The 26,157-nt window shown below is 60.1% G+C and carries 21 protein-coding genes; 16 read left to right on the top strand and 5 right to left on the bottom strand.

Annotation, left to right across the window (positions count from 1 at the left end; all coding sequences use genetic code 11):
- The first annotated feature begins 39 nt into the window (after nt 1-39).
- From U5A82_RS02620 to U5A82_RS02605, 4 genes are all read left to right on the top strand, one after another.
- The gene (locus tag U5A82_RS02620) at nt 40-1,917 is read left to right on the top strand and encodes a gamma-glutamyltransferase family protein (RefSeq protein ID WP_326288443.1); all 1,878 of its coding nucleotides are present in this window, start codon (nt 40-42) and stop codon (nt 1,915-1,917) included.
- Between the two features lie 177 nt (nt 1,918-2,094).
- Nucleotides 2,095-4,530: a TonB-dependent receptor gene (locus tag U5A82_RS02615; protein ID WP_326288441.1), complete on the top strand. Its 2,436-nt coding sequence runs from the start codon at nt 2,095-2,097 to the stop codon at nt 4,528-4,530.
- A 46-nt stretch (nt 4,531-4,576) separates the two neighbouring features.
- Entirely contained in the window at nt 4,577-5,086 is a 510-nt protein-coding gene (locus tag U5A82_RS02610) for an RNA polymerase sigma factor (protein WP_326288439.1), read from the top strand.
- A 12-nt stretch (nt 5,087-5,098) separates the two neighbouring features.
- Nucleotides 5,099-6,154, top strand: a complete 1,056-nt coding sequence (locus tag U5A82_RS02605) for a FecR family protein (protein ID WP_326288437.1) — start codon at nt 5,099-5,101, stop codon at nt 6,152-6,154.
- Between the two features lie 39 nt (nt 6,155-6,193).
- On the opposite strand, the gene U5A82_RS02600 is transcribed toward U5A82_RS02605, so the two are convergent.
- The 5 genes from U5A82_RS02600 to U5A82_RS02580 form a co-directional block, all read right to left on the bottom strand.
- Nucleotides 6,194-8,725, bottom strand: a complete 2,532-nt coding sequence (locus tag U5A82_RS02600; RefSeq protein WP_326288435.1) for a M14 family metallopeptidase — start codon at nt 8,723-8,725, stop codon at nt 6,194-6,196.
- A gap of 3 nt (nt 8,726-8,728) precedes the next feature.
- Nucleotides 8,729-8,947 carry a hypothetical protein gene (locus U5A82_RS02595; protein WP_326288433.1) on the bottom strand — a complete coding sequence of 73 codons (219 nt, stop codon included), beginning with the start codon at nt 8,945-8,947 and terminating at the stop codon, nt 8,729-8,731.
- 73 nt (nt 8,948-9,020) lie between these two features.
- Nucleotides 9,021-10,817 carry an amidohydrolase family protein gene (locus U5A82_RS02590; RefSeq protein WP_326288431.1) on the bottom strand — a complete coding sequence of 599 codons (1,797 nt, stop codon included), beginning with the start codon at nt 10,815-10,817 and terminating at the stop codon, nt 9,021-9,023.
- A gap of 22 nt (nt 10,818-10,839) precedes the next feature.
- Nucleotides 10,840-13,347, bottom strand: coding sequence for a zinc-dependent metalloprotease (locus U5A82_RS02585; protein ID WP_326288429.1), 2,508 nt, complete (start codon nt 13,345-13,347; stop codon nt 10,840-10,842).
- A 61-nt stretch (nt 13,348-13,408) separates the two neighbouring features.
- Nucleotides 13,409-16,381, bottom strand: coding sequence for a TonB-dependent receptor domain-containing protein (locus U5A82_RS02580; protein WP_326288427.1), 2,973 nt, complete (start codon nt 16,379-16,381; stop codon nt 13,409-13,411).
- 11 nt (nt 16,382-16,392) lie between these two features.
- Here U5A82_RS02580 and U5A82_RS02575 point away from each other — a divergent pair, with 11 nt between their 5' ends.
- The 12 genes from U5A82_RS02575 to U5A82_RS02520 all read left to right on the top strand — a co-directional run bounded on the left by U5A82_RS02575 (nt 16,393) and on the right by U5A82_RS02520 (nt 26,136).
- On the top strand, nt 16,393-16,758 hold the full coding sequence (locus tag U5A82_RS02575) for a hypothetical protein (RefSeq protein WP_326288425.1): 366 nt from the start codon (nt 16,393-16,395) through the stop codon (nt 16,756-16,758).
- A gap of 424 nt (nt 16,759-17,182) precedes the next feature.
- Nucleotides 17,183-18,130 carry a thiamine pyrophosphate-dependent dehydrogenase E1 component subunit alpha gene (locus U5A82_RS02570; RefSeq protein ID WP_326288423.1) on the top strand — a complete coding sequence of 316 codons (948 nt, stop codon included), beginning with the start codon at nt 17,183-17,185 and terminating at the stop codon, nt 18,128-18,130.
- A 7-nt stretch (nt 18,131-18,137) separates the two neighbouring features.
- On the top strand, nt 18,138-19,112 hold the full coding sequence (locus tag U5A82_RS02565) for an alpha-ketoacid dehydrogenase subunit beta (protein ID WP_326288421.1): 975 nt from the start codon (nt 18,138-18,140) through the stop codon (nt 19,110-19,112).
- Nucleotides 19,109-19,702: a biotin/lipoyl-containing protein gene (locus U5A82_RS02560; protein ID WP_326288419.1), complete on the top strand. Its 594-nt coding sequence runs from the start codon at nt 19,109-19,111 to the stop codon at nt 19,700-19,702. The genes U5A82_RS02565 and U5A82_RS02560 overlap by 4 nt, the downstream gene beginning before the upstream one ends.
- Nucleotides 19,699-20,328: a 2-oxo acid dehydrogenase subunit E2 gene (locus tag U5A82_RS02555; RefSeq protein WP_326288417.1), complete on the top strand. Its 630-nt coding sequence runs from the start codon at nt 19,699-19,701 to the stop codon at nt 20,326-20,328. Before U5A82_RS02560 ends, U5A82_RS02555 begins: the two co-directional genes overlap by 4 nt.
- Complete coding sequence (locus tag U5A82_RS02550) at nt 20,325-21,407, top strand: zinc-binding dehydrogenase (RefSeq protein WP_326288415.1); 1,083 nt, start codon at nt 20,325-20,327, stop codon at nt 21,405-21,407. The genes U5A82_RS02555 and U5A82_RS02550 overlap by 4 nt, the downstream gene beginning before the upstream one ends.
- Nucleotides 21,407-22,180, top strand: a complete 774-nt coding sequence (locus U5A82_RS02545; protein ID WP_326288413.1) for an SDR family NAD(P)-dependent oxidoreductase — start codon at nt 21,407-21,409, stop codon at nt 22,178-22,180. Before U5A82_RS02550 ends, U5A82_RS02545 begins: the two co-directional genes overlap by 1 nt.
- Nucleotides 22,181-22,206: 26 nt before the next feature.
- On the top strand, nt 22,207-23,241 hold the full coding sequence (locus U5A82_RS02540) for an NADP-dependent oxidoreductase (RefSeq protein ID WP_326288411.1): 1,035 nt from the start codon (nt 22,207-22,209) through the stop codon (nt 23,239-23,241).
- A 218-nt stretch (nt 23,242-23,459) separates the two neighbouring features.
- Entirely contained in the window at nt 23,460-24,269 is an 810-nt protein-coding gene (locus tag U5A82_RS02535; RefSeq protein WP_326288409.1) for a metal-dependent hydrolase, read from the top strand.
- 33 nt (nt 24,270-24,302) lie between these two features.
- Nucleotides 24,303-24,986 (top strand): acetoacetate decarboxylase family protein, encoded by a 684-nt coding sequence (locus U5A82_RS02530; protein ID WP_326288407.1) that lies wholly within the window; start codon nt 24,303-24,305, stop codon nt 24,984-24,986.
- A 19-nt stretch (nt 24,987-25,005) separates the two neighbouring features.
- Complete coding sequence (locus tag U5A82_RS02525; RefSeq protein WP_326288406.1) at nt 25,006-25,236, top strand: hypothetical protein; 231 nt, start codon at nt 25,006-25,008, stop codon at nt 25,234-25,236.
- Nucleotides 25,237-25,383: 147 nt separating this feature from the next.
- The gene (locus U5A82_RS02520; RefSeq protein ID WP_326288404.1) at nt 25,384-26,136 is read left to right on the top strand and encodes an SDR family NAD(P)-dependent oxidoreductase; all 753 of its coding nucleotides are present in this window, start codon (nt 25,384-25,386) and stop codon (nt 26,134-26,136) included.
- Nucleotides 26,137-26,157: the final 21 nt, after the last annotated feature.

Genomic DNA, 26,157 nt, shown 5'->3' with positions numbered 1-26,157 from the left:
TTCATGCAAGCCGCCGGTCATCAACAGGGGAAAGCCATCATGACCGATACGCCTGAAATAGGCCTCTCACGTCGCGATCTTGCAACTCTGACCATCGCAGGTGCCCTCGCGGTGGGCACGGAGGCACAGGCGCTGGGCCAGAACCTCACACAGTCGAAGCCCGCCATCGAACCAACCAGATTGGTAAGTGCGGGTGAGACCCTGCGCCCTGAGATCGTCGGCAATTTCGGCATCGTCGCGGCAGGCCGCCATTATGCGGTCGCGGCAGGCACGCGCATGTTGATGGCTGGCGGCAATGCGACCGATGCCGGTGTCGCCGCCGTCTTTGCCGCAGCGGTCACTGAAATCTCCCATTTTGGCTTCGGTGGGGAAGCGCCGACGATCATCTATGACGCGAAAGCAAGGAAGGTGTCCGTGGTGAACGGGCAGGGGACTGCCCCCGCGCTCGCCACGCCGGATCGGTTCGCGGCGGCGGGCGTCATCCCCGGCAACGGCCCCAATGGCGGCACCATCCCGGCAATGGTCGACGCCATGGCGCTTGCGCTGCAACTCAACGGTACCATGACGCTGCATCAGGTGATGCAGCCAGCCATCGAACTCGCTGACGGGTTCGTCATGTATAATTTCCTCGCCGAGGTTTTCGCCAGCCAGCAGAAGGCAACGTCGAAATGGGCCGACGCCTATGCGGCCTATTATCCCGACGGAAAGCCGCCACGCACCGGCGAGATATTCCGCCAGCCGAACTTGGCCCGCACGATGCGGATCATCGCCGACGCCGATGCAGCGGCCTATGCGAGGACGAAGGACCGCAAGGCCGCGATCCAGGCGGGACGCGACGCCTTCTACAAGGGAGACATAGCCCGGCGGATCGGCGCGGCAATGCAGCGCGACGGCGGCCTGATGCGCTACGAGGATCTCGCGCGCTACAAGGGGAAGGTCGAAGCGCCCGCCACCACCCGCGCCTTCGGCTACGACATCTGCAAGGGCGGTTTCTGGAGCCAGGGGCCAGCCATGCTGATGGCGCTCAATATGGCCGAGGCGGCAGGCATTGCCGCGATGACGCCGGGATCGGCCGACTATCTCCACATCGTGGCGGAATTGATCAAGCTCGCCTTCGACGATCGCAACATGTATTTCGGCGATCCCGACTTCGCGTCCGTGCCGATGAAGGGGCTGCTCTCAAAAAGCTATGCCGTCGCGCGCGCGAAACAGATCGGTCCGCGCGCGTCGCTCGAGCATCGCTACGGCGATCCCTGGGCTTTCGAGGGCAAGCCGCGCACCACCCCGGTCTTCACGCCGCATATGCTGAAAGCTCCGCCGCGCCCGACGGCCGATACCACGGCGATCGAGGTGGTGGATCGCGATGGAAACCTTTTCAGCTGCACCCCAAGTTCCGGCTGGATGCTCGGAGGTGCCTATATCCCCGGCGATACCGGCGTTCCGATGAGCAACCGCCTCACCGTGTTCGACCTCGACCCGCAAAGCCCCAATGTTCTCGCGCCAGGCAAGCGGCCCCGCACGACGCTTTCGCCCTCGATCGTGATGAAGGACGGCGCGCCCTTCCTCGCCATCGGCACGCCGGGTGGCGACAATCAGGATCAGCAGATCATGAACGTGCTGCTGCGCGTCCTCGGTTATGGACAGCCGCTCCAAGCCGCGATTGAAGCGCCGCGGATCAATTCCAATCACTTCCACGGCTCTTTCGCTATCAAAAAGGATGAGCCGGGCGTGCTGGAAATAGAGGATCGCGTGCCGCAGGATGTCCGCGCCGACCTCGCCGCGCGCGGGCACAAGCTCGATGTGCTCGGCCCCTTCGGCGTGTCCACCGGCATTGTCGCGGCGGGCGTCCTTCCAGGCAGCAACACCTTGCGAGGAGGCGCGGACGTCCGGCGCGAACGCTATGTGTTCGGCTGGTGACCGCGCATAACAGGAGGAAATTGGCGCGCGGTTCGTTTTTGTATAGCAAGTCCCATCACCAAGGTTTTCGTAGTGACTCGCAGGCGGGAAATTTGGCCTGGCCCGTCTTATAGGCGTCCGAGAGATATATACTGGCCTGCAGCATTTCCCATAGTCGCCGCGCTGGTGATCAATTGTGTGGCAATTCCAAAGGCGACAGCGAAATCCGGATCGACCACGCGCTATGACATCGCGCCGCAGGCGCTTGCCGCTGCCATTCAGCAATTGGGTCTGCAGGGGCGCCGCCAGATCATTTTCAGCCCCGCAATCGCCAGCGGCATGCTCAAGCGGGCCCTGTCAGGCCGCATGTCGTTCGATCGCGCACTCGCTCGTCTCCTCGACGGTACGGGACTTGTCTTCAGCCAGACCGAATCCGGCGTAATCGTCATAGGCAGAGGACAGGAGCAGGTCGACATGGTCCCCATGTCGGCAGCCGATCGGCCGATAGCCACGCTTCCGGCTCTGACCGTCACTGGCTACCGCCGGAACGATCCTGCCGCATTCCTGAGCGATCTTCGCGTGCGCCCGCAGGAGCCGACGATGGCGGCACTTCTCAACAATAGTCTTGGTATCTCTAGCGAACCGGCTGGGTCGGGCCAGCAGGCACTGATTGTCCGCGGCGTCGGCATGGCGGGGGAAGCAACCACGGTTGTCTATTTCGCGGGTGTGCCCATTTCGGGGCCGTCCGGCACCGGCAGCGATTCCGCCCGCTCGACCAGTGATCTTGCTCTGGTCGACATCGGGCGGATTACCATATCCCGAACGGCGCGCAGCAGTGAACATGGGACGGGCTCGCTGGCCGGTGAAATAGAGATAGAGCCGGAGAACGCCCATCTGGGCGAATGGCAGGCGATTTCCACAGCACGGGTTGGCGTGAAAAAGGGCGGAGAGCCTGACGCGCTCTTCGTCGCGACGCTCAACGCACCGATCGGCGCCAATGCAGCCATCCGCGCGACCGGCTATGTGCATCGCGACGGCGGCTATATCGACAATGTCCGCATCGGCGCACGCAATGTCAATGATGACGATATTGCAGGCTTTCGTCTGGTCACGCGGGTCGTGCCGACGCCGGATCTCGACATTTCCACCCTCCTCGCCTGGCAGCATCGCCGCGTAGGCGACCCATCGTCCTGGTTCCGTGCTCTGGGTGCCTATCGGACGGATCGCTATTTTTTGGCGCCCACGACGCACGATTTCCTGCTTGCGCGGCTGGGGTTGCGCTACGACCTTGGCGACCTGGAACTGACCGCGCTGTCCGCGGCCTATCGCTGGAAACTGGACCGTCGTTATGATCGGACCAATGCAACCCTGCTCCAGGGTAGTGATCCGGACGGATGCCGCCGCTTTTTTGATCTGACGGCGTCAGCCTGCGATCCGGCGCAGGACCAGCAATATGCCGATTATGTATCGAGCCTGGCGCCATCCCTGCTGCATATTCCCATCCGATCCACCCGTCTGCTGCAAGAAATCCGTCTGGGCAGCAGGGCATCGACTGGTCTGAAATGGGGTATCGGCCTGCTTCTGGACCATCGCACCGAAAAGCTGCGTAGCGAACTGTCGTCAGTTCCGTCGGACCAGGGTGCCCAGCCTGTCGTGTTTGGCGCGCGCAGGCTCGGTATGCACCGGCGTCAAACCGCCCTGTTCGGGAATGTGGCCTATCGCGACGCCGATGGGCTGCTCGCTGCGGCGGGCTTGCGTTTCGACGATTATCGCGTCTCCTCACGCAATGACGTGGTCGTGCCCAATCTTTTGAGCGGATCGGTCAATTCCTGGCCGCTGACTACGGAAAAAACGCACGGCGTCAGTGGCAATGTGCATATCGACGTGCCAGTCATGCCAGGCGCGACCTGGCACACCCAGCTTGCACGCAGCATCCGCCCGGGCGGGGTAAATACCGCTTCGGTCCTGCTCCCCGATCGCCTGACTTTCGCTGGGGACAGCCTGTGGGGTGTGGAAATGGGGGTCAAGCTGCGGCTTGGGCGACGCGCCGATATGACGCTGATGACTTACATCAATAACTGGCAGGACATGCAATACCGGGCCTTGTCCGAAAATCGCTCTCACGCCTATCTCGTCAATCTGGGGAATGCGACGATCCTGGGCGCGGAACTGGAATTCGTTCTGCGTCCCGGGCAAGGAATTGTCGCGAAGGCACAGGCGAGCCTGATCCGGGCCGACATGGCCCGTGTGACCGGCGATGCATCGCTGGTCGGCGGCGCAGATGCGGGCGACAGCATTCCTTTCGTTCCGGCGCGCCGCCTGCAGGCCAGCGTCGAGCGAAGCTGGACTGTCGGACAGGGCGACCAAATCACGGTCGAGGGCGACTGGCAATATCAGTCCGGCTTCTCATCCACCTTCAATGCCGATGATCCGGACTATGTCGCGACGTCGGCCTTTACCCTCTTCGGCGCCCGCCTGTCCTACCGACGCGCCACGTCGGACATCGTGGTCCAGGTCCGTAATTTGTTCGACCGGATCGCAAATGTTCGAACCGTCACTAACGGATATGGGGTGGGTCAAACGTTCAGTTATGGGCCACGCACCATATTGTTCAGTTGGAATCGGCGCTGGTGACGATGGCTCGAGGGATAGGGAATTGAATATGTCGTCGGGATCGCCCGTGGCGCATGCATGGTCCGATCAGGGGCACAGGCCCGATTATATCGCCTATGTCCCGGCCTTGCGCCGCTATTTCGCGCGGCGCATCACCAACGCCGCCATGGTGGACGACTTGGTGCAGGATGTGATGCTGCGCATGCATGCCCGCGATTCGACTGATCGCATCGACAATCTGGAGGGCTATATTTTCCGCACGGCTTCCAGCGTGCTGCGGGACCAGGCCCGCCGCGATCGCGCACGCCAGACGCTGCATCATGGAGAGTTGACGGAAAAGGATCATCCTGCTGAGGAATGCACGCCCGATCGCGTCTTACTGGCAAAGGAAGAACTCGCGCAACTCGTAGCGGCTCTGGCGGACCTGCCGCAAAGGACGCGCGATATCTTCCTGATGCGGCGCTACGAAGGACTGCCCCATGGCGAGATTGCAGGAAAGATCGGAATCTCCGTCAGTGCCACCGAGAAACATCTGGCAAAGGCCATCGCCCATGTCGCCCGGCGCATGGCGCGATAAGGCAGGTTCTGCATGACGCGCACTGGGGACGATCCCCTGGACATCGCTGCCGCGCATTGGGTTCGGATGCAATCGGGTGAAGCGACTGATACGGAGCGGGCCGCGATCGAGCGATGGTGTGCCCAGGCCCCGGCGCATCGGGCCGCCATGGACGCCGTTTCGGGTGGCTGGGACCAGGCCGGTTTGCTTGACGGCCATGCGGACCTGACAGCGATGATCGGGGCGATGCATGCGCGCCATGATGGCAGGGGCAATGGCACATGGTGGCGCGGTGGCCTGCTGGCAGCATCGCTTGCCGCTTTCGTTATGGTTCCGGCCGGCATCTGGCTGCTGGATCGATCCGGCACTGACAGCGTGGATCTGCCAGTTCCCAAGCGTCAAATGGCGCAGAACAGGGGTATAAGGCTGGTCAGCCCTGCGGGCCATCGCCGCGACATTCTTCTGGCAGACGGGTCACGCCTGCTGCTTGATGCCGACAGTGCGGTACGGTTCCGCTTTTCGAAGGATCGGCGCGAACTGGAACTGGAACGTGGACGTGCCTTTTTCGCGGTCTATAAGGACCATGCCCGGCCCTTCATCGTGTCGACCGGTCAGTTGACAGCCACGGCGGTCGGCACCGCATTCGATGTGTCACGCTTTACCGATGGCGGGCAGGTGACGACGACCGAAGGGGTGGTGCGCGTCGTCACGCAGGCGGCGACGCGCGATGGTGGCCATGCCACGCTCGTACCCGCTGGCATGCGCCTGACGCAAAATGTCGGATCCGTGTCAGTCCGCGCCGTCGATGTCCTGCGGGAAAGTGCGTGGCGCGACGGTCGCATCGTGTTCACGGCCCAATGCCTGTCGGACGTGGCAGCACAGATGAACCGCTATGGTTCGGGACAATTAGTAATTTCGCCGCAGGCCGCACGGATCGCCATCAGTGGCGTGTTCGACATCGACAATGCCGATGGTCTAGCCGAAGCGCTGGAACAGCAAGGACTGGTCCACGTCAGCCGCAGCGCAGATCGCATCCGTCTTACGCCCGGCGTCGATGTTCATGGCGGCGACTGCTCGCACGCGGGTTGACCAACGCGGGACGCCTGTCGGCACCCCGCATTCCGCCTCCTATTTCCGATCGGCGGCTCCATAAAGCAGTGCGTTGAACAGGAATTTGAACGTGCCATAGGATTGGGCGCGCTGCGCGACTTCGGGCGTCATCAGCAGAAGTTTGCCCTTGCCCACATCGACATCGGCCACCGCGATCGTCCCGGCCAGCTTCTCCTGCCCAACGGCCCAGCCGCTGCGCAGCAGATCGCGCCCCTCGAACCAGCTTGCCTTGCCGTAAGGGGTGGCGTTGGTCGCGGGCACAAAAGTCTGCGACTGATTGAAGAAGACGTCCACCTGATCGGGCAGGCCATAGGCCAGCGGCTGACGATTATCGACACGCGCGCGCAGGATCGATCCGGGAATATAGAAGCTCTTGGTGTCCGGCATTTTCTGCGCGCCATCCACTTCCCGCGTCAGAGCCGGCTTGAGCGGCGTTCCGAGCAGATCGATGAACCGCGCCGAACTGCCGATCGCCACGACCGTTCCGCCGCCCCGTGCAAATTCGGCTACGGCGGGCACCGTCTTTGCGTCGGTCGCCTCGCCCAGCATCGGCTGATATTCGACCGGCGTGTCCTTCAATTCAGGCTGCTTGCTCGACCGGTCCGATCCCCAGGGGCCACTGGGCGGCAGGGCGTCGTCAGTAAACAGTAGGACATCATAATCCTTTGCCAGATTACCGGCATCCAGTCGTTTGGGATATAATTGGACAAAGGGAAATTCGAAGCGTTCGAGCAGGAAACGGGTCCAGCCCGACGACATGAGTCCACCATAACGATCGACCAAGCCGATGCGCAGCGGCTTAAGCGCGATCCGTTCGCCCTGCGGCGCGGCGCTTGCTCTATGAACGGTCAGGCCCAGTTCCACGACGGCCTTGTCCACGATCTCTTTCGCCTCTGACAAAGCCGGAACCCATATTGCGCCGGGTTGCAGGCTTTCGCCGTCCACCGTTATCCCCTGCTTCAGCCAGGCGGGCCGCACTCCAGCCTTGAGCAGCCTGTTGGTCAGGATGAAACTATTGTTGCTTTCATGGCCGACGATCCAGCCCGCCGTTCCCTGACCGACGATCCGGCCCGGGGGCGGCGTCAGCAGGTCTGACACCGGGGTAAAGTGCTGATCCAGTCCGTCGAGAATACGGTCGAATGCGATGCCCATCTGATAGGCCAGCGTATAGCCGGTCACATCATAGGGGGCGGTCGGCGGGCCGCCCGGATAATCTGTATCGTGCGGATGGTCCTGCGGCTCGAACATGTCGATTACATGCGGTCGATAGGCCTGCGCCGTGCGCACGATATAGGAACCGGCGACATAGTCTTTCCCGCCCGCCCGGAACGGCGCGTCGGCCCGCTCGACCTCCACGCCATTCTTGATAAGCGCGTTGAGGAAGGTGATCGCCGTCGGCAGGTCGCGCTGGTCGGCCGGGATGATATAGGCACGCGGATCGCGCTCGGCCGGGTCTTGCAGCATCGCCTTGTAAAGCGCCGGATCGACTTTTTTGGGGCCACCGGGCCGCGGACGATTATATTCGTCCTTGCCTTCCACTTTCACAGGCGCGGCATTGATCAGGCGATCGACCTTGGACGGCGTGACGGTCCAGCTGTCCTTGCTGCCCTTCTCGATACTGTTCGCGCCCATCTTCCAGATGTTGAACAGCAATCGCTCGCGATTGCGCGACGCATAATCGATCACCGCACGGTCGAGCGTCCATTGATAATCGAGCGAATCCTGCAAATGCCAGTCGCGCGGGCCGATCGGCATCATCTCGTCGCCGCGCGGCAACTGGGTCGTTGGGACCAGGGGGATTTTCGCCGGGGTCGGTCCGCCGATAATTTCCGTCAACAGGCCGATGCTGTTGTGAAAATAGGCGACCGACCGCTCCATGCCATTATGCCAAGTCGAATAACGGGCCGCGCTGCGCGTGCCGGACCCCGCCTTGCCCTCCGAAATCAGTCGCGAATGCATGGAAAAGCCGACTTCGTTCAGCTGCGACATGACGATCGGGTCGTAGTTGAAATTGAACGGATCGCGGAACGGCGGCACGAACACGACCATGCCCTCCGGCCCGGTCTGATGCTGGTTATAGACGATCTGGGGATACCATTGCCGGAACAGCACCCGATTGACATTTTCCGTCTCGGGCATGGCCGCCATATAGCTGTCGCGATTATTATCGTGACCGACATATTTCTGATAAAGCCGGGGCAGGGTCGCGAACTCCCGCTTCTTGGGGTCTGCATGCCGCATATACCAGTTGCTGACGAGTTCCATGCCATCGGGATTGTCATGCCCGAACAATATGATGCAATCGTCCAGCATCCGCATTGTTTCGGGGTCCGACTGGCTCAGCATCCGGTGGATGACCTGGATCTGCCCCTGCGACGTCACCGTCTCGGTCGCGTGCATACCTGCGTCGATCCAGACGATCGCCTTGCCCTTTGCCGCAAGGCGCTGCGCTTCGACAGCATCGACGCCATGGGCGCGGGCCAGCTTTTCGGAAATGGCGCGATAGTCGTCCAGCTTCGCCAGATTGCCGGGGGAGGACACGATCGCCATCCACTAAATCCGTCCCTCGGCCGTCCTGCCGATATCGACCAGCTTGATCCGGTCGGACTCTTCGGCCAGTTTTTTCAGATAGGCTTCATATTCGCTATAGTTGGCCAGATAATAATCCGTGCCTGGCGACTGTTTGAAAAAGCGTTCGGGCGGGGTGAGCGCGGCGATCGGTGTGGCGGGCAGCAGCAAGGCCCCCGACAAAAGAAGCCAGTGCGGTTTCATGCAATCTCTCCAGAGGACTGGTCGTTATCGATGGGGCGAACGGCCAGCGGCGGCCGTTCGCCCGTTTGAGGGTTCAGTAGAAGCGGACATTGTCCACCTGCAACCACATGCGCTGGCCGGGGCCACGCGATCCGCCGATTTCGACCTGAATGATACCGTCGCCGGTGAACGCCGGGCTGGCCTTGCCACGCCGCGACACGGGCTTGAACCGGGCGAACGGGACATCCTGTGATGCCCAGCCCGTGCCTCCCTGCACGGTCGCTTCCCAGATGCCGTCCAGCCCGTTCAGACGGACGGTGTAGGGGCCGTCGCCTTTCAGGTCGAAGCGCAGGCCCTTGTAGCCGCTGATTTTGGCAGGCGTGATCGAACCTCGGCTCAACGGAATGGCAAAGCCGGCATAGGCATTGTCCTTCACCGCCATGCGCGCGGAAAGCGCCAGCGCCTTGCCGCCGCCATCGCGCGGCACCGTCTGGGTGATCTCGACCGAACGATCGATGCCGCCATCGGGCGTATCGATCCGCAGCGTATCGATCGATGATCGCCGGTCGTCACGCTCGAAATCGTCCAGCAGGGCGGGTACGCTGATGGAAGGCAGGCGATTGGTCCTGTTGGCGGCGGGCAGGGCAGGCGCACCCGCACCATAGGCCAATTTGCCGTCGATCAGCACCTGCGACACCTTGTAGACATCCTTGATATTGGTCCAAGGCGTGCCGTCGACGAGTACGATGTCGGCGCGTTTGCCCACGGCGATGGTGCCGCGGTCGCCATCCAGCCGCATGATCTTCGCGCTGGTCTGGGTGCCTGCCACCAGCGCCTGCGTCGGCGTCAGTCCCGCCTGCACCAGCAATTCCATTTCATGCAGCGTCGATGGGCCATGGGGTGTTCCCGGCATCCCCGCGTCGGTGCCCAGCGCGATCGGGATGCCCGCGTCGAACATCGCCTTCACATTGCCCAGCGCGTAACCGAATTTGCGGAACGTCTGTTGCAGCCGTGGGTCGTCCGCCTTCACCTCGCCGCGCTTATGGGGGTCATAAACGGCCAGTGTCGGCGCCATCGCCATGCCGCTCTTGCGGATCACGGCGACTTCCTCAGCCGTGATCGGTCGGTCCTGAAGGCCATGCGCCAGCGAATCCACTTCCGCGCGACTTGCCACCAGTCCGCGATCGACCGTCACCGTATGGGTCACGACGGGCCAGTTGTGCGTGTGTGCGGCCTGCGCGACGGCGCGTAGCGTCCATTCGTCCATGCTCGTGTTGTCGGGCGACACGCCATAGCGCCAACCATCGGCAAACACCTTGATCAGGTCGGGCTTATAGGCGACCAGACTCTCGATCGCGGCGCGTCCCGCCTCGGGCGTGTTGACCCACAGCGTCGTCGCCTGATCCGCCCAGTCGGCACCATGGCCGCCGGGCGTGCTGACCCGCGCGGCAAAATGCACGTGCGGCGCGGTCATCTGGCCCAGCCAGGCACGCAACGGTGCATAGGCTTCGGGCGCTTCGTTGAAATCATTCACCGTTGTCACGCCCGCCGCGACATAGGCGTTCGCGATCTGGGGGAAGGTGCTGGGGCTGCCGCCGGGCGTCCAGTGTGTGTGGATGTCGAAGAAGCCGGGAAGGAGCGCCTTACCCTTGGCGTTGATGATCTTCGCGCCGCGCGGCACCTTCACGTCGCTGCCCACCGCCGCGATCCGGCCGTCCTGTATCAGCACCGTGCCGGGCGAAGGGGCCGCGCCGGTGCCATCGAAGATCGTGGCGTCCAGGATCGCGACGACACCGGATCCGGCTGGTGCCGAAGAGGATGCGGCGGGGTGCAGGGCGATCGGCAATGCAACGACTGTCGCGAGCAGGGCGGTAAGCAAGGATTTACGCATGATATTCCCCCTAGGAACGATATTATTCGGCGGTGGTGGGCGCGGCGGGCATGCAGAACCAGCATTCGGCATCGCTGCCGATCGGTGCGCCCGGCGGGATCGGTGGCGGCGGCGCAATCGGCTCGGCCAGCTTCGCGCGTTCATCGGATGAAGCGGTCAGCATCGTCGCCAGATAACGGTTGTGTGCCGTATCGGCCGCATCGCCGCCGCCCTTGCCCAGGCGATCGGCCAGGCTCTGCATATGCGCTCGGACGATCGCGATCGCGGTGGAAGACAGCCCTTTGTCATCGGCCAGCGAAACCAGACGCAGCGCATAGCGGGCACGGACCTGCCGCGCGATCTCGGCCTGCCGCCCCGACTGCGTCGTGGCCGTGACGCGATCGTCCAGCGTGCCCAGCAGTTCGTCGAGCGATAGCTGTCCGGCATCTGCGGCGCGCTGCGCTACCATCCGATTGAGCCGCTCCGGCGCCAGCAGCGCCAGCAGGCTGCCGTCTGCGGCCACTTCCGCCGCGCGCGCCCAGTCGAAAGCGGCGGCGGTTCGACCGGGCAACAGTTCGATCTCGCTCTGGCGGTCGGGCGTGCCCGACTGAACCGAAGAGAGCAGCGGGATCAGCCGATCGGGCAGATCCAGCGTCGCCGGATCGAGAGTCTCCAGCAAGGCGCGCAACGCCGCGCGCTGCCGCGCGGCGTCGACCACCAGTGCCTGCTCATGGCCGTCCCCCTTGACCGCATAGGCATAGTCGACCCCCCCTATGAGCTTCGATGCCGCCGTCAACTGATAGCGGTGGAACAGGTAGATGGGCACGATCATGCGGCGCAAATCCGCCGCTGCGGCACCGGCGGGCAGGTTATCCAGCCCCAATCGATCCAGCGCAATCCTTCGCACGGCCAATATATGGCTCAACTGCGCGACTGCATCCGTCCCGTCGTCCCACATATTGCCCCATGGCTGGGCGTCGCCATCGCCGCGCGTGTCGCCATCGGCCACGAAACGATAGCCCCTTGCCTGCGCCGCGCGCGCCATGGCGTCGAGCGCCGCTTTCTCGTCGGTGCCTGCCGGAAACTGGCGATATAGCCAGTCGATCGCGAACCGGTCCCACGCCCCGACGCCGGTCGCGTAGGCATCCGACAGGTCGAGCGCGCCGTCCTTGATGCTCACGCGCGGTGCGGGATAATCCATCACCGACGCGCTGTTCTCGAACGTCGATCCGGCAAAATTATGAGAGAGGCCGAGGGCATGGCCAACTTCATGCACCGCCAGTTGTCGCAGCCGCGCCCGTGCCAGCTGGATCGGATCGTCCGGTCCCCCCGTGCCTTCCTTCGCCGCGCCGACCAGCCCCTCGAAAATCAGCTTGTCCTGCCAGGCGCGTAGCGACCCCAGCTGAACTACGCCGCGCACGATCTCGCCCGTGCGTGGATCGACGATCGTCGTGCCGGTCGACCATGCCCGGGTTTCGCGGTGGATCCACGCCACGACATTGTAGCGCGCATCCATCGGATTGACGCCCGCAGGCAGTTCCTCCACCCGGAAAGCATCGATGAAGCCGGCAGCATCGAAAGCTTGCGCCCACCATTGCGCGCCTTCCATCAACGCGGTGCGGATCGCCTGCGGCGCGGCGCGATCGACATAGAAGATGATGGGCTTCTGCACGCGCGAGCGTTGGGCCGCCGGATCGACCTTCTCCAGCCGGAACCGGCGAACCAGCCGCGTCACGATCGGCTCCTCCAGGGCGGCAGCATAATTGTTGCGGATCACCTGCACCGACGTACCCGTGCGCGGATCATGCGCACGGGTATGGAAATCGTCGTCAGGCAGGCGAATGAAACTGTGATGGACCCTGACGGTCAATCCGCGCGCGTCCGGCAGCACCCGTTCGATCGCAGGACCCGGATCGTCGCTGGTAAAGGTCAGCGCCGTCTCGAACTCCACATTGTCGGGGAAGGCCAGCGTCTGCGCCGTGTCGATATAGCTCAGATTCGCTGCGATCTTGTAGCTGCCCGCCTTCGTCGCCTTTAACCGCCCGGCGACATCGAACGCGTCGCGCATCAGCAGTCCGGACAGATCGACGCTGATGCCTTTTTCATCTTCGCTGACGATATCGCCCGACCAGATCGGCGACCCGGAAAAGGAGCGTCGTACAGCCTGTTCTTCGCCCGCATCGCCATTAAGCGCACGAAAGCGCAGATTTTCGAACTCGGCCAGAACCCGGTTGCCGACTTTGCGGAACAGCAGGATCTGCGTCTCGCCCAACCGCGCACGGTCCAGGCCGATTTCCGCCGCGCCCAGTCCACCGGCGATGGAGGGGGTGTAGAGATAGCGCCCGATCCCGCCGTCCTTTCCGGCGACCGGAAGCAGAATGCGCTGCCCGCCCTTGTCGGTCGGCAGCAGCCCGAACAGGCTTTTGTCCGTGACGCTGCCAGGCGTACTGGACGGCGTTCTGGCAGGAGGAACTGGCTGGGCCACGACCTCGACGCTTCGGGCACTCAGGATGGTCAGGGCGACGAGGGGAAGGGCGCGCAGGGCTTTCATGAAATTCATTGATCCTGAACTGAAAAGAGGGGCGCCAACCCAGGGCCGGCGCCCGAAGGCATCAGAATTTATGGCTGATGTTCAAGTACCAATAGCGTTGCAGTGGCGAATAGAGCTGCCCCTGATAGCCGCTGGAGGACAGAGGCGGCGTCTTGTCGAACAGGTTGCGCACGCCCACACGAACGCTCGTTCCGTCCAGCGATCCCTGCGTGAAGCGATACTGGCCGTAAAGGTTCGCCGTCGTCGTCGCCTTCACCGCCCAATAATCGCCGTCGCTGTCGATCAGACCGGTGTCATAGACCTTGCCTGTATATTGGGCGAAGGCGCCGACCGTCACATTGTTCAGCGACCAGGTGAGCGACGCGGAACCGCGCCATTTGGGCTTGCGATCCAGCTGCAACAGGCTGCGCCCGCCCGAAATATTGATGGCGTTGTCGATATCGCCTGCATCCTGCGATGCCAGCAACGCCGCGATGCCCGGAGAAGGCTGCTGATAATATTTCAGGAAGTGCGAGGCGTTGACCGCAAGGTTGAAGCGACCGATGCCGGTTTCCGGGGTGCGATAGCTGAGGTTGAAGTCCAGCCCTTTCACCGTCTGCGGTTGCAGATTGGTATATTGGTCGAGCACGAAAAGGACCTCGCCCGCCGGGGCCAGTCCAGTTCCGGTGAACGCTTCGATGTCCGATGCGGTCGGCGCGGCGCGGATGACGTTGGCATTGCTCGATCCTTCCTTGCGCAGCAGATAGTCGAGGATCAATGCATTGCCCTCGCCGAAAATGCCGACGAGGCCTGTCTGCCGCACCCGCCACCAGTCAGCGGTAAAGGTCAGGTCGCCCGCACCGTCGGGAAGCGGCGGTTCCAGCACGACGCCGAACGACAAGGTCTTTGCGCGTTCTGGCTTAAGGTCGGGGTTGCCGGAACGACGCGCCGACGTGACCTGCGATCGCGAACATTGCGAAAAGTCGGTGATCCTGCCCGCCTGTTGGTCGGCTTCGCACAAGATCCAGTCGGTGCGCGTATTGGCACGGGTTACGACGGTCGCGTTGGTCTGCTCCAAATTGGGCGCGCGGAAGGACTTTGCCCATGATCCGCGGAAACGGATGCCGCGCACGACGTCCCATGCAGCGGCGACCTTGGGCACCGCGACATCGCCGAAATCGCTATAATGTTCGTACCGTCCCGCCAACTGGACGTCGAAGGAACGGATGAGCGGGATGTCCATGTCGGGCGAAATGACCGGCACGGCAAATTCGGCATAGGCACCGAATACTTCGCGATGGCCGCTGGTATCGCTGTTCAGCGCGGAGTTGACGAAATCGCCTGCGACCGCGCGCGTCAGCGGATCGGTATAGGTGATGGTGCCGTCGATGCGCCCATCGCGATCATCCAGTTGCGTTTCGCGCCGGGCCTCGATGCCGGACGCAAAGCCGACATTGCCGCCGGGCAGGGTGATGAGGTCCGCCTTCGATATCCGGAAGTCATAGGTGGCAAGGGTCGACTTGGTATAGCGGACCAGATCTTCGCGCATCGCGTCGATGGTCGACTGGCTGTTCACCGACGTGCCAAAGATATTATAGGCGTCGGGTGTCGAACGGGACAGATAGTCCTGCAATTGGGTGCGGCTGATATTGTCGCTGACGTCGCGCGCCCACGCCTCCGAATAGCCGACGGCGCTTTCCCAGTTGAAACCCTGATATTCGCCGCGCAGTCCGGCCAGCAGGCGGAACTGCTGGTTTGTCACCGTGATGTTCATCGGCCCAAAATCGTCGAACAGATAGTTGTTGATCGTCAGTGGCAGGCCCGCCGTCGGAGCATTGGTGCCCGCCAGGCGATTGGGATTGGTCGCGCCGTTGGCAAATACGGCCTGGCCAACGGGATTCCAGTAGTTGCTGGCCGGGACATAGACCGGGATCGAACTCAATGTCGCGATCGGACCTTGCTGAGCCTTCGTTTTGCTCCGATAGAAACCGGCCTCGGTGAAGAGGCTGACATCGTCGGTCAGGTCATAATGGCCGGTCATGAACAGGTTTATACGCTTCAGGCTGGGCATGATCGAAACGTCCTGTGCCTGCGTGTCGTAGCGCAGATCTCGGTCGGCGCCCGCCGTCGCCATCGCACCATTCTGAATGCAACGGTCGCTGCCTACCGTCGCGACGCAACCAGCGCTGCTGGTCGGTTGCAGATGGAACTGGCCCGACGCATTGGTCAGCGCCCTGCCATTATAGGTGACGGCCCGGTTGCCATAGGTGCGCAGATTGGCGAAGGGCGTAGTCACGGACCGGCCATCCAGCGAAGTCGCGCCTGCGAACCGGGTGCCTTCGAACAGATTACGCTTGTCCGACGATGCGGTAAAATATTGCTCGGTGGAGTCCAGTCCGGTGCCACGGTCGTAGCTGCCGAACAGGGTGACATTGCCCCGATTTTCGGCAAAATTGGTGCCGATCACGCCATTGGCGTTGAATTCGCGCAGGCCCGTGCCTTCCGCGCCACCATATTGCAGCGACAACTCGGCACCCTGATAGTCGGTCTTGAGTACCGTGTTGACCACGCCCGCTACCGCGTCCGCGCCATAGATTGCCGCCGCGCCATCGCGCAACACCTCCAGCCGCTCCAGCCCGTTTACCGGAATGGCATTGGTGTTGTAGCTCAGCACCGGCACCAGCTGGTCGTTCGCCTGACTGGTTGGATGGGCGACGACGCGGCGACCGTTCAGCAAAACGAGTGTATTGCCGATGCCAAGGCTGCGCAGGTCGAGCGACCCGATATCGCCGCGCGCACCGTTGGAACTGCCGGGCAGATACTGGCTGTTGAACTGGACGTCGCCGAATTGCGGGATGGACCGGAACAGTTCGTCACCGGATACGGCGGCCGAATTCTTGATTTCGTCGGTCGATACGACCGTCACGGGCAGGGCTTCGTTGATCTTCGCGCCTTTGATCTGGGATCCCACGACGACGATTTCAGCGGATGGCTCGCCATCGGCCGCCTCCTGCGCCATGGCGATCCCCGCGCTACTCAGCGCGACCCAGCTCATGGCGATCAGGCTTGCCGCGCAAGCCCCCTTGTTTCGATACGCTCCCATCGTCTTTTCCCCTGATCTTGGCGCGTCCGCATTACGCGGATGGGCATGCAAAAAAGGCGGCCCGCTCCATTTCTCAGGATGTCAGGCGCGTCACCTCTCATGATCAGGAGACGTCGGCGTCGCAGATCTCCACATCAAAAAATTTCATCTTTTTGACATATTCGTTATTGGGCGGTTTCGGCGCGTGGCGGGATAAGGGCAGACTGCTTTTTGCCGAGGATGTGATCGCACTCGTGATCGATCACCACCCGCACCGCGCGCTCGCCGACTTCCGGCGTAAACCTGTTCGTCGTTTTGCTCATACTGGCTCCGACCTTCTCAGAAGTTGAAGTCTCCGGTAAACCCGGCGCGATTCTATCTTCGACCGATCGTGTCGAAGATTTCCTAAATGTAAGGCTCCTGGGTGAAGGTGGTCAGCGCCTTCTCCGCTAGACGGCGTGGCTCAAGAAAGCCGGGGGAGTATCCTTTTCCGTGATCCGCCAAGCGCTTCGACAAATCGTTCCACGGCATAATTATATCAAACTCTAATATAGACATGAATATAAATATTCGATAAGTTCGAATCATAAATAGATCGATCGGGAGGAGGGTACCATGCGAGATGCGCATGGAGACGGAGAGTGTCTCCAACCAGCAGCCAAATCATGGACTATTGCGCCTCTCCCGGCGGGACTTTTTCATGGCTTCACGCCGTTTGACAGGGCTGCGATGCGCCTTTCCTTTCCTCCTGTTTCCATCTGAAAGAGGTTCCCCATGCTTTCCTGTCCGTTAGTGGAAGTTTATCGGTTGTCCTTGCTTTCACGGCGCTTTGAAGAACGGGTGGCGCGGCTTGCACTTGAAGGCTTTCTGCCTCCGATGTTGCATCCCGGTGCCGGCCATGAAGTGTCGCAAATAGCGGCGCTGGCCGCATTACGGCCACTTGATCCGGTTATCTATTCGCATCGTGGGCTGGCCTATATGGTGGCGCGGGGCGTCTCTTTGCAGGCCATTTTGTGCGATATTGCGGGCCGCGTTGGTGGGACCAACAACGGCAAGGGCGGGATCATGCACGTGGTGGATCCTTCGCGCGGCATATATGGAGAAAGCGGCACACTGGGCGGCGGGCTGGTGGTGGCGACGGGCATGGGCATGGCGCTTCAGAAGAAGAAGTCCGATGCGCTGGTGGTCCATTTCTTTGGCGATGGCGGTTCCAATCGGGGGCCTTTCCATGAATCGTTGAACTGGGCTGCGGTGCAGAAGCTTCCCGTGATTTTCGTGTGCGAAAATAACGGCTGGGCTGTGTCTGTGCCCGCGTCGCGCAGCACGGCGGTGGAAGATATTTCGCTGCGGGCGATCGGCTACGGCATTCCGGGGCACATCGTTCAGGGCGACGATCCGGAGCAGGTTTTCGCGACATTTGCCCAAGCGGCCGACCGGGCGCGCGCGGGCCAGGGGCCGTCGCTCATCGAAATCAAGGCCGTGCGCCTGCTCGGGCACTATTCCACCGATCCGCAGGATTACCGGTCCGACGTCGCCTCGGCGTCCGAGAAGGACCCGCTGCCCAAGCTTGCCGATATGCTGCTGGCGCAGGGCCTGGCGGATACGGCGGCCTTGAGTGCGATGGAGCAAGAGATCGAGCGCCAGATTGCCGATGCCGTGGCGCAAGCCCGGCAAGCGCCGCTGATAGATGCGCGCGAAGCCATGACCGATTTGTTTGCGTGAGGGCAGGATGACACACATTACATATGCGCAAGCGATCAACCGTGCGTTGGCAGAAGAAATGGAACGGGATGAAAATGTCATCCTCTATGGGCAGGACGTTGCGCATTGGGGTGGTATTTTCAAGGTAACCAATGGGCTGATGAATCGCTTTGGTGAAGAGCGGGTCTTCGATTCTCCCATTTCTGAAAATGTCATGGTGGGCGCGGGAGTCGGTGCGGCCATCATGGGTTTGCGCCCGGTGGTGGAACTACAGTTCGCGGATTTCCTGATCACCGCAGCGGATGAAGTGCTGTTCAAGGCAGGCATGTGGCGCTTTATGCACGGGGGCGCGTTCAAGGTGCCCTTGGTCGTGCGTTTGCCGTCTGGCAGCACAGGGGCCGGCCCAGAACATTCAACATGCCCGGAAGCCTATGTAATGCATTCGCCGGGGCTATTATGTGCGGTGCCTTCCACGCCGGCGGATGCCAAGGCGCTGCTGAAGCAGGCTATCCGCAACGATAACCCGGTCATGTATTTCGAACATCGCATGCTGTACCAGCAGCGTGGACCGGTGGGGGATGCGGACGATGTCCTGCCCTTTGGCAAGGCGCGCATTTGCCGCGAAGGACGATCGCTGACCATCGTGGCATGGCAATTCATGCTGTCGCGCGTGTTGGAAGCGGCTGAAACCCTTGCCGCGGAGGGTATCGACGTGGAGGTGATCGATCCACGCACATTATCGCCCTTCGATTGGGAAACCGTCCTGGCCTCCGTCCGCAAGACGGGCGGTTGTCTGGTCGTGGAAGAAGGGTATCGTTCCCTGGGTGTCGGCGCGGAAATCGGCGCGATGATCTGCGAACATGCTTTCGCCTATCTCGAAAGGCCGTTCCGCCGCCTGGCCATTCCCGATGTTCCCATCCCCTCTGCACCGGCGCTGGTGGATTATGTGATCCCCTCAGTCGCCAAAATTCTTCAAGAAGTTCGGGAGGTTATGAAGGGATGAGCGTTTCAGCTACTTTTCCTGTTCTTATGCCGCAACCTGCGGCTTCACCGCCTGTCCCTGCCGAGAGCGTTTCAGCTACTTTTCCTGTTCTTATGCCGCAACTGGGGCAGGCGATGTTGACGGGTATCATCATCGAATGGCATGTGGCCGATGGCTGCACCGTGGCGCAAGGCGCGCCATTGCTGACCATCGAATCCGATAAGGCCTCTTTCGAAATAGAGGCGCCCGCCAGCGGAACCTTGCGCCACATCATCGCACAGGGTGAATCGGCTGATGTCGGCATCGTGATCGGCCATATTGGCGATGCTGCGGCCATGGCCCAAGAGCCTGCACAAGCAGGGCCTGCCGCGGCCGCAACCGCCCCTGTGGTGCAGCAGGCCACACCCAACTCATCGCCAGAGCGCATCGCCGCGACGCCCAAGGCGCGGATGGCGGCAAAGGGGCGTATCGATCTGGCCATGGTCATACCCAGCCGGGCAGACGGGATGATTGATATTGCCGATGTGGAGCGCGCGCTTGCCGCTGCCGGGGGGAGAGCGGCGCGGTTGATAGCGAAGGCACCGAACTCCCAGCATCGCGCCTGCAATTGATCGACCGTCTGGTTCGGTCATGGCAGCAGGCGCCGCATTTCGTGCAAATGATCGACATTGATGCGACGGCGGTAAAAGCCGCTCTGGCCGCTGCCAAAGCGGCAGGAAGCACGATCACGCTTAACGATTTTCTGATCGAGGCCTGCGTTTTGGCGGTGCAGGCAGAGCCATCGGTCAATGCCCATATCCGTGGCACCAGGCTGGTCACGCATGGCCAGATTGTCATCAGCCTCGCGGTCGATACCGCGCGGGGTCTGCGGACACCCAAAATCCCGATTGCCGATCCATCGCTTGATGCCATCGCCCGGCAGCGTGTGCAGGCGATCGCCGCGATACAACAGGGTAGCGTGCTGCCCGATCAGGATCATCCGGCCGTCGTCACCATCTCCAATCTGGGCAAATTTGGCATCAAGGCGGGCACGCCCGTGCTTAATCTGGACGAGCCGGTGCTGGTCTTTGCAGGGGCCATCGAGGACCGGGTGGTGGCAATCGATGGCGCGGTGGTTGTGCGCCCTTACATGACGTTGAGCATCGCTTACGATCATCGGGTGGTGGATGGCATGCAGGCGGCACGCTTCACATCGGCCATCAAGGCCCGGCTGGAAAATACAGGAGTTGGCCAATGACCATGCAAGCCGTCGTCAAGCGTGGCGCCAGTCTCCTGCTGGAAGATATCGCCATACCACAACCGGGCAAAGGACAGGTGCTGGTGCGCACCACCCATTGCGGCATTTGTGGTTCAGATATTCACGCCCATCATCATTACGACGCCATGATCGATGCCGGGCGGCGCACAGGTTTGCCCACGGGCAATCTCGATCCGGCCAAGGATGTCATCTTCGGGCATGAATTTTGCGCCGAACTGGTCGATTATGGCCCGGAAACCGAAAAGAAGGTTGCGTTGGGAACATCCATTTGCGCCTTGGCGATGAACTTCGATGACGATCGCATCGAGGGCGTTGGTTATTCCAACCGCTATAATGGCGGCTACGCGGAATATATGGTCCTGACGGAAAGCTTGCTGCTGCCTGTGACCAATGGCCTGCCATCCGAACTGGCGGCGCTGACCGAACCCATGGCCGTGGCCGTCCATGCCGTCGCCAAGGCGGATCAGGCGAACAGTGCATACTATGTTGTTGGCTGCGGACCGATTGGTCTGGCGATCATATTGGAGCTCAAGGCGCGCGGATTAGGGCCGATCATTGCGGCTGATCTGCAGCCGGAACGTCGCGCACTTGCCGAACAACTGGGTGCTGATCATGTGCTTGATCCCAGCCAGTCAGATCCGCTTGAATTGTGGCGATCTTTGGGCGTTCCAACGGAATTGCTGGCATTGGGGATGGCATCGAACCCGCGACGCCCGGTTATCTTCGAATGTGTCGGCAGGCCCGGGCTGCTCAACACCCTAATCTGTCAGGCTCCGCCGGCAGCCCAGATCATCGTCGCGGGTGTGTGCATGGCGAAGGATCAGATTGAACCGATGATCGCCAACAACAAGGAAATCGATCTGCGCTTCGTGATGGCCTACACGGCGCAGGAGTTTTCCGACACCCTGCGCCGCCTGTGCGAAGGCGAGCTTTCCGCCGGCGCTTTGATAACGGGCACGGTCGATCTTGCGGGTGTGGCCGGGGCTTTCGATCTGCTCCACACCAATCCGCAGCACGCCAAGGTCATGGTGGCGCCGGGCAGTGGAAGGCATTTGTGATGACCGCCGCGCGCAAGCCGGACGATCTTGCCGGTAATATCATCCTCGTCACAGGCGCCAAGGGCGCAATCGGCAACGCAACGGTCGCATCGCTGGCAGCGGCGGGGGCCACCGTCGTTCCTACGGACATCGTGGGTGAGGGCGATGTGCTGGCTCATGATGTGACATCTCTAGAAGCCTGGCAATCCGTAGCCGCGCATATAGAGCAGCGTCATGGCCAACTTGACGGGCTGGTGCACAATGCCGGCATCAGCTTCACCAAAGCCTTTGCGCAGACCAGCATAGAGGATTGGCGCAAGGTTCAGACGATCAATGTCGAAAGTGTTGTGATCGGCACGCAGGCTATGTTGCCCCTGCTGATGACGGCCGGAGCCAAGAATAGCGCAGGGGCGTCCATCGTTATCCTGTCGTCTATCGCCGGTCTGCGGGGATCCTCCATGCATGCGGCATATTGTGCCAGTAAGGGCGCAGTGAAATTGTTGGCGAAATCTCTGGCGAACGAATTCGCAGACATGAAATTGGGCATCCGCGTCAACACCGTGCACCCAGGACCGATCGAAGGTGCCATGATGGAACATGTCGCCAGCGGCTTTGCCCAGGCGACAGGCCTTGACCCTGAGAAGGTGAAGACGCTGATCGATTCCGGCAATCCGATGGGCCGAATGGGCAAGCCCGAAGAGGTGGCCCACGCCATTCAATTTCTGTGCTCGGATGGCGCAGCTTTCATAACCGGCACCGAAATTTCCGTTGATGGCGGCGCATCCAGCCGTTGAGCGGCCATCTTGATGAGGAACATCCTATGATCAACATGGCCTGGATTTTGAAACACCGCCCCCAGGGCGATGATTGGCGCTCCGCCATCGCATATGAAGAGTTTCCGGTGTCGGCGTTGCAAGACGGCGACGTGCTGCTTCGCACGCTCTATATCTCGCTTGATCCGGCCAATCGCCTGTGGATGCGGGAAGAGGCATCCTATATCCTTCCGTTGCCTTTGGGGCAGCCATTATGGGGTTCGGTCCTCGCGGAAGTCGTGGAATCTCGATCCGATGCGCTGCAGGTCGGCGATATCGTCATGGCCCAGGCATCATGGGCGCAATACAGCGTCGTCCAAGCTTCGGCGGCCTATAAAGTCGCGGCCATTCCCGGCCTGCCGTTATCCGCCTTGGTCAGCGTACTGGGTCTTGTCGGCTGGACGGCGTATTTCGGTATCGTTGAGGTAGGAGCCGCCAAACCAGGCGATGTGCTGGTGGTGTCCGGTGCCGCAGGGGCGGTGGGATCCCTTGTGGGGCAGATTGGGAAAAACCTTGGGCTTCATGTGATTGGCATTGCCGGCAATGACGAAAAATGCCGCTGGCTGACGCAGGATCTGGGGTTCGATGCCGCGATCAATTATCGCACGGAAAATATAGCCGAACGCCTCGCCGTTCTGGCGCCCGCCAAAAGCGATTTGGGTGGTGGTGTCGATCTATATTTCGAAAATGTCGGTGGCGCGGTGGGTAACGCGGTTTACAGCCAGCTTGCGCACCATGCCCGTGTCGTGTTGTGCGGCCTGATCTCGCAATATAATAGTGATTTCAAGGGTGACGGCGCCGATCTCAGCCACATTCTGATGCGGAGTGCGACGATCAAGGCCTTTATCGTTTCCGACTATGCTTCGCGCATCCCCGAAGCTGTTCAGGCGCTTGTGGAATGGATTCTGGCAGGCAAGCTGAAATATGAACTCGATATTATCGATGGTCTGGACGGGCTGGCCGATGGTTTTGCCAGGCTTTTCGAAGCAGGGGGCGGCCATAAGGGCAAATTGCTGGTCCGGCTTGACGCCACGTGCGCATGATGTCCGAAATATGATGTCGTGAAAGGCACACCGGATATATTCTTGACGTAAATTTAGATCAAGGTATAAATTCAAATAAGCGTATGACATCAGAATCGAATATCTCGGGAAGTCGCGATATGGCGGTAAATCCAGCCTAGGGTTTATGGTCCCCCCTCCCGCAGATCTACAGGAAACATTCCGGTCGCTATGCTTCCGGAAATATAGGAGTATTGTCTGTGATACCGAGAAAAATATCCATAAACTTCAGCGATGTACCCCTTCACTGGACCAGGATTCCCGAATTTGCAACCATGCAGAATGCAGGCAGCCCCATTGCTTCGCAAAGCGAGATCTTCGTCAATGGAATGATGGCCAAAGCCAAAAAATATATTGCGCCGGAAAAAACCGGGCTACTTGAGGAAATGCGCATTTTCGTGGAGCAGGAATCCAATCACTGCAACCTGCATGCGTCGTTCAACAGAGAATTATATGCGCGCGGTTATCACGCGGTGCGCGAATATGAAGCGCGGATGCGGATTTTCTATAAGAACATGCTGAAAGATCGTTCGGTGCAATTTTGTGCGGCCTATTGTGCCGGTTTTGAGAATATCGCACTGTTCAGTTCAAAATTCGCTTTTGAGCATGCGCCTGATCTTTTTGAGGGTGGAGATCAGCGAATGGTCGATTTGTATAAGTGGCATCTTGCCGAAGAATTTGAACATCGTACCGTTGCTCACGCCGTTTTCAAGGAAGTGTCCGGTAACTATTTCATGCGTCTTTACGGAACATTCGTGGCATTCAGATCTCTTAATAAGTTCCAAAAGGATATATATGAGATAATAACGAAAATAGACTATCAATCCATTTCTAAAGAAGAAATCGAACAATCGAAGAAGAGAGAAAAGCGCCTAAAAAAGCGAATGGCATTTTACATCATTCCAAGAATGCTAAAAATTGTTCTGCCTTACTATAATCCAGAAAATCATAGCATTCCTCAGTCCGTTCAGGAATCTCTGGATTATTATGAGAAAATGGCAGCAGCATAATATAATAATAGCAATTAAAATGGAGAGGCACGCATGAGCGCTGATAGATTGCGCCTGTATGGAGACCCGCCCTTCAAGTTTAGGGGGACGCGATCTCTGTTGGTGATATATGCTGCAACCAAAGAGGATGTCGCGCCTTATCTACCGCCACAATTGCAGCCTGCAGATAATCCAATAGTCGTGTTCAGCGTTATGGATTGCCCTGATGTATCAGGTTTAGGGCCACATATAGGTGGATGCCTATCAATTTCTGCCAAATATAATAATGAAATTGGCAATTATGTGAGCTGGCTTGTCACTGACACGGAAGCCAGTCTTATTGGGTTTCGTGAAACCTACGGCTGGCCCGCAATCTTTGGTTCCACTGTTCTGGAAGAACGCAATGGGCTTGTTACTGCCAGGATCGAAAGAGGCGGCAAAGCACTGCTGAATATATCGGTGCAGGTCAGTGGCGATGTGATTACTGAATTTGCGGAGTCGGACAGCTTTTTGCTGAAGGATATACCCAGCTCATTCAATCCCCTTAAATATACTTCACGGATTATCGCTACGCGTTCGCATATTCATAACATCAAAATGCGGGCCGGAAGCGGCACTTTGCACTTCGAACCAATTCCCGAAATTGGGCTGTTGGCTCCGCCAGTCGGCCAGATGTTGACGGCGCTATATGGAACATGGGATGATATATATCCAGTTTCTGCAAGAATATTAGATTGATAATAATAACGGGGGGAGCATGAAAAATAACGATAAGAATAGATCGAAGCTCCAAACGCCATCGGCGGTGGTGCTGGCGGGCATGCTGTCGATGGTTACGCCATCCTTTGCTCACTCGATATCGTGGGCAGGCATGGCCCGAACGCCTAAAAACAAAGAGAACCATATAGTTGCTGGAGCATTTGCGACGCAGATGGCATCATCTGCTGAACCCGAAAATGCGCAAAACAAAACGAGAAACAGAGCATGATCCAATTCAATATGAACGGATCATGCTCTAGTGAAACCCTTAAGATATAAAGTGCGTCCCGAGTAATCGGTATTGTGTCACGGACTTCATATCCGGGTCGCTAGCATTCGAACCGACCGATGAATTATTGCGTGAGAGTATGATGAAATGGTGCATTTCGATCTTTCTGGAAAGACTGTTCTGATTACAGGCGCAAGCAGCGGGCTCGGTCAGCATTTTGCCAGGTTGTTGGGCAGTGCCGGTGCGCAAGTCGTGGCAACAGCGCGGCGTATTGAACCTTTGCAGAGCTTGTCGCGGGAAATATGCGCGCAAGGTGGCCAATGTGCATTTCGATCGCTGGATGTTACCGACGAGCAAGAGGTGGCCGAATGCTTTGATGCCCATGGCAATATCGATATTCTGGTGAATTGCGCGGGGATTGTATCTGATGGCCCTGTCATCGATCAGGAAAGTGCCAATTGGGATCAGGTGATCGACACGAACTTGCGTTCCCTGTTCCTGACATCGCGCGCCTTTGCCAGAATGGCGAAGGCGCAGAACCGTGGCGGTGCGATTGTCAATATCGCGTCTATATTAGGGTTGCGCCAGGCCGGGAACGTGGCCGCCTATGCCGTATCCAAGGCAGGCGTTATCCAGTTCACCAAGGTGCTGGCGCTTGAATTCGCGCGCCTTGGCATTCGCGTCAATGCACTCGCGCCGGGCTATTTCGAAACGCAATTGAACAGGCAGTTCTTTGAAAGCGAAGCGGGCAAAAAGCTGATCGGGCGTATCCCCTCGCGCAGATTGGGCAAGCCCGAAGAACTTGATGGCGCATTTCTGCTGCTATGTTCCGATGCGGCAAGCTATATAACTGGCAGCGTCCTTACCGTTGATGGCGGGCATAGCGTCAATTCCTTGTAATGGAGAGGACGCCAGTAGCGT

This window comes from Sphingobium sp. CR2-8, assembly GCF_035818615.1.
GTDB lineage: Bacteria > Pseudomonadota > Alphaproteobacteria > Sphingomonadales > Sphingomonadaceae > Sphingobium.
Note: the sequence above shows the minus strand (reverse complement) of the source record. Positions and strands in the feature narration are given on the sequence as shown.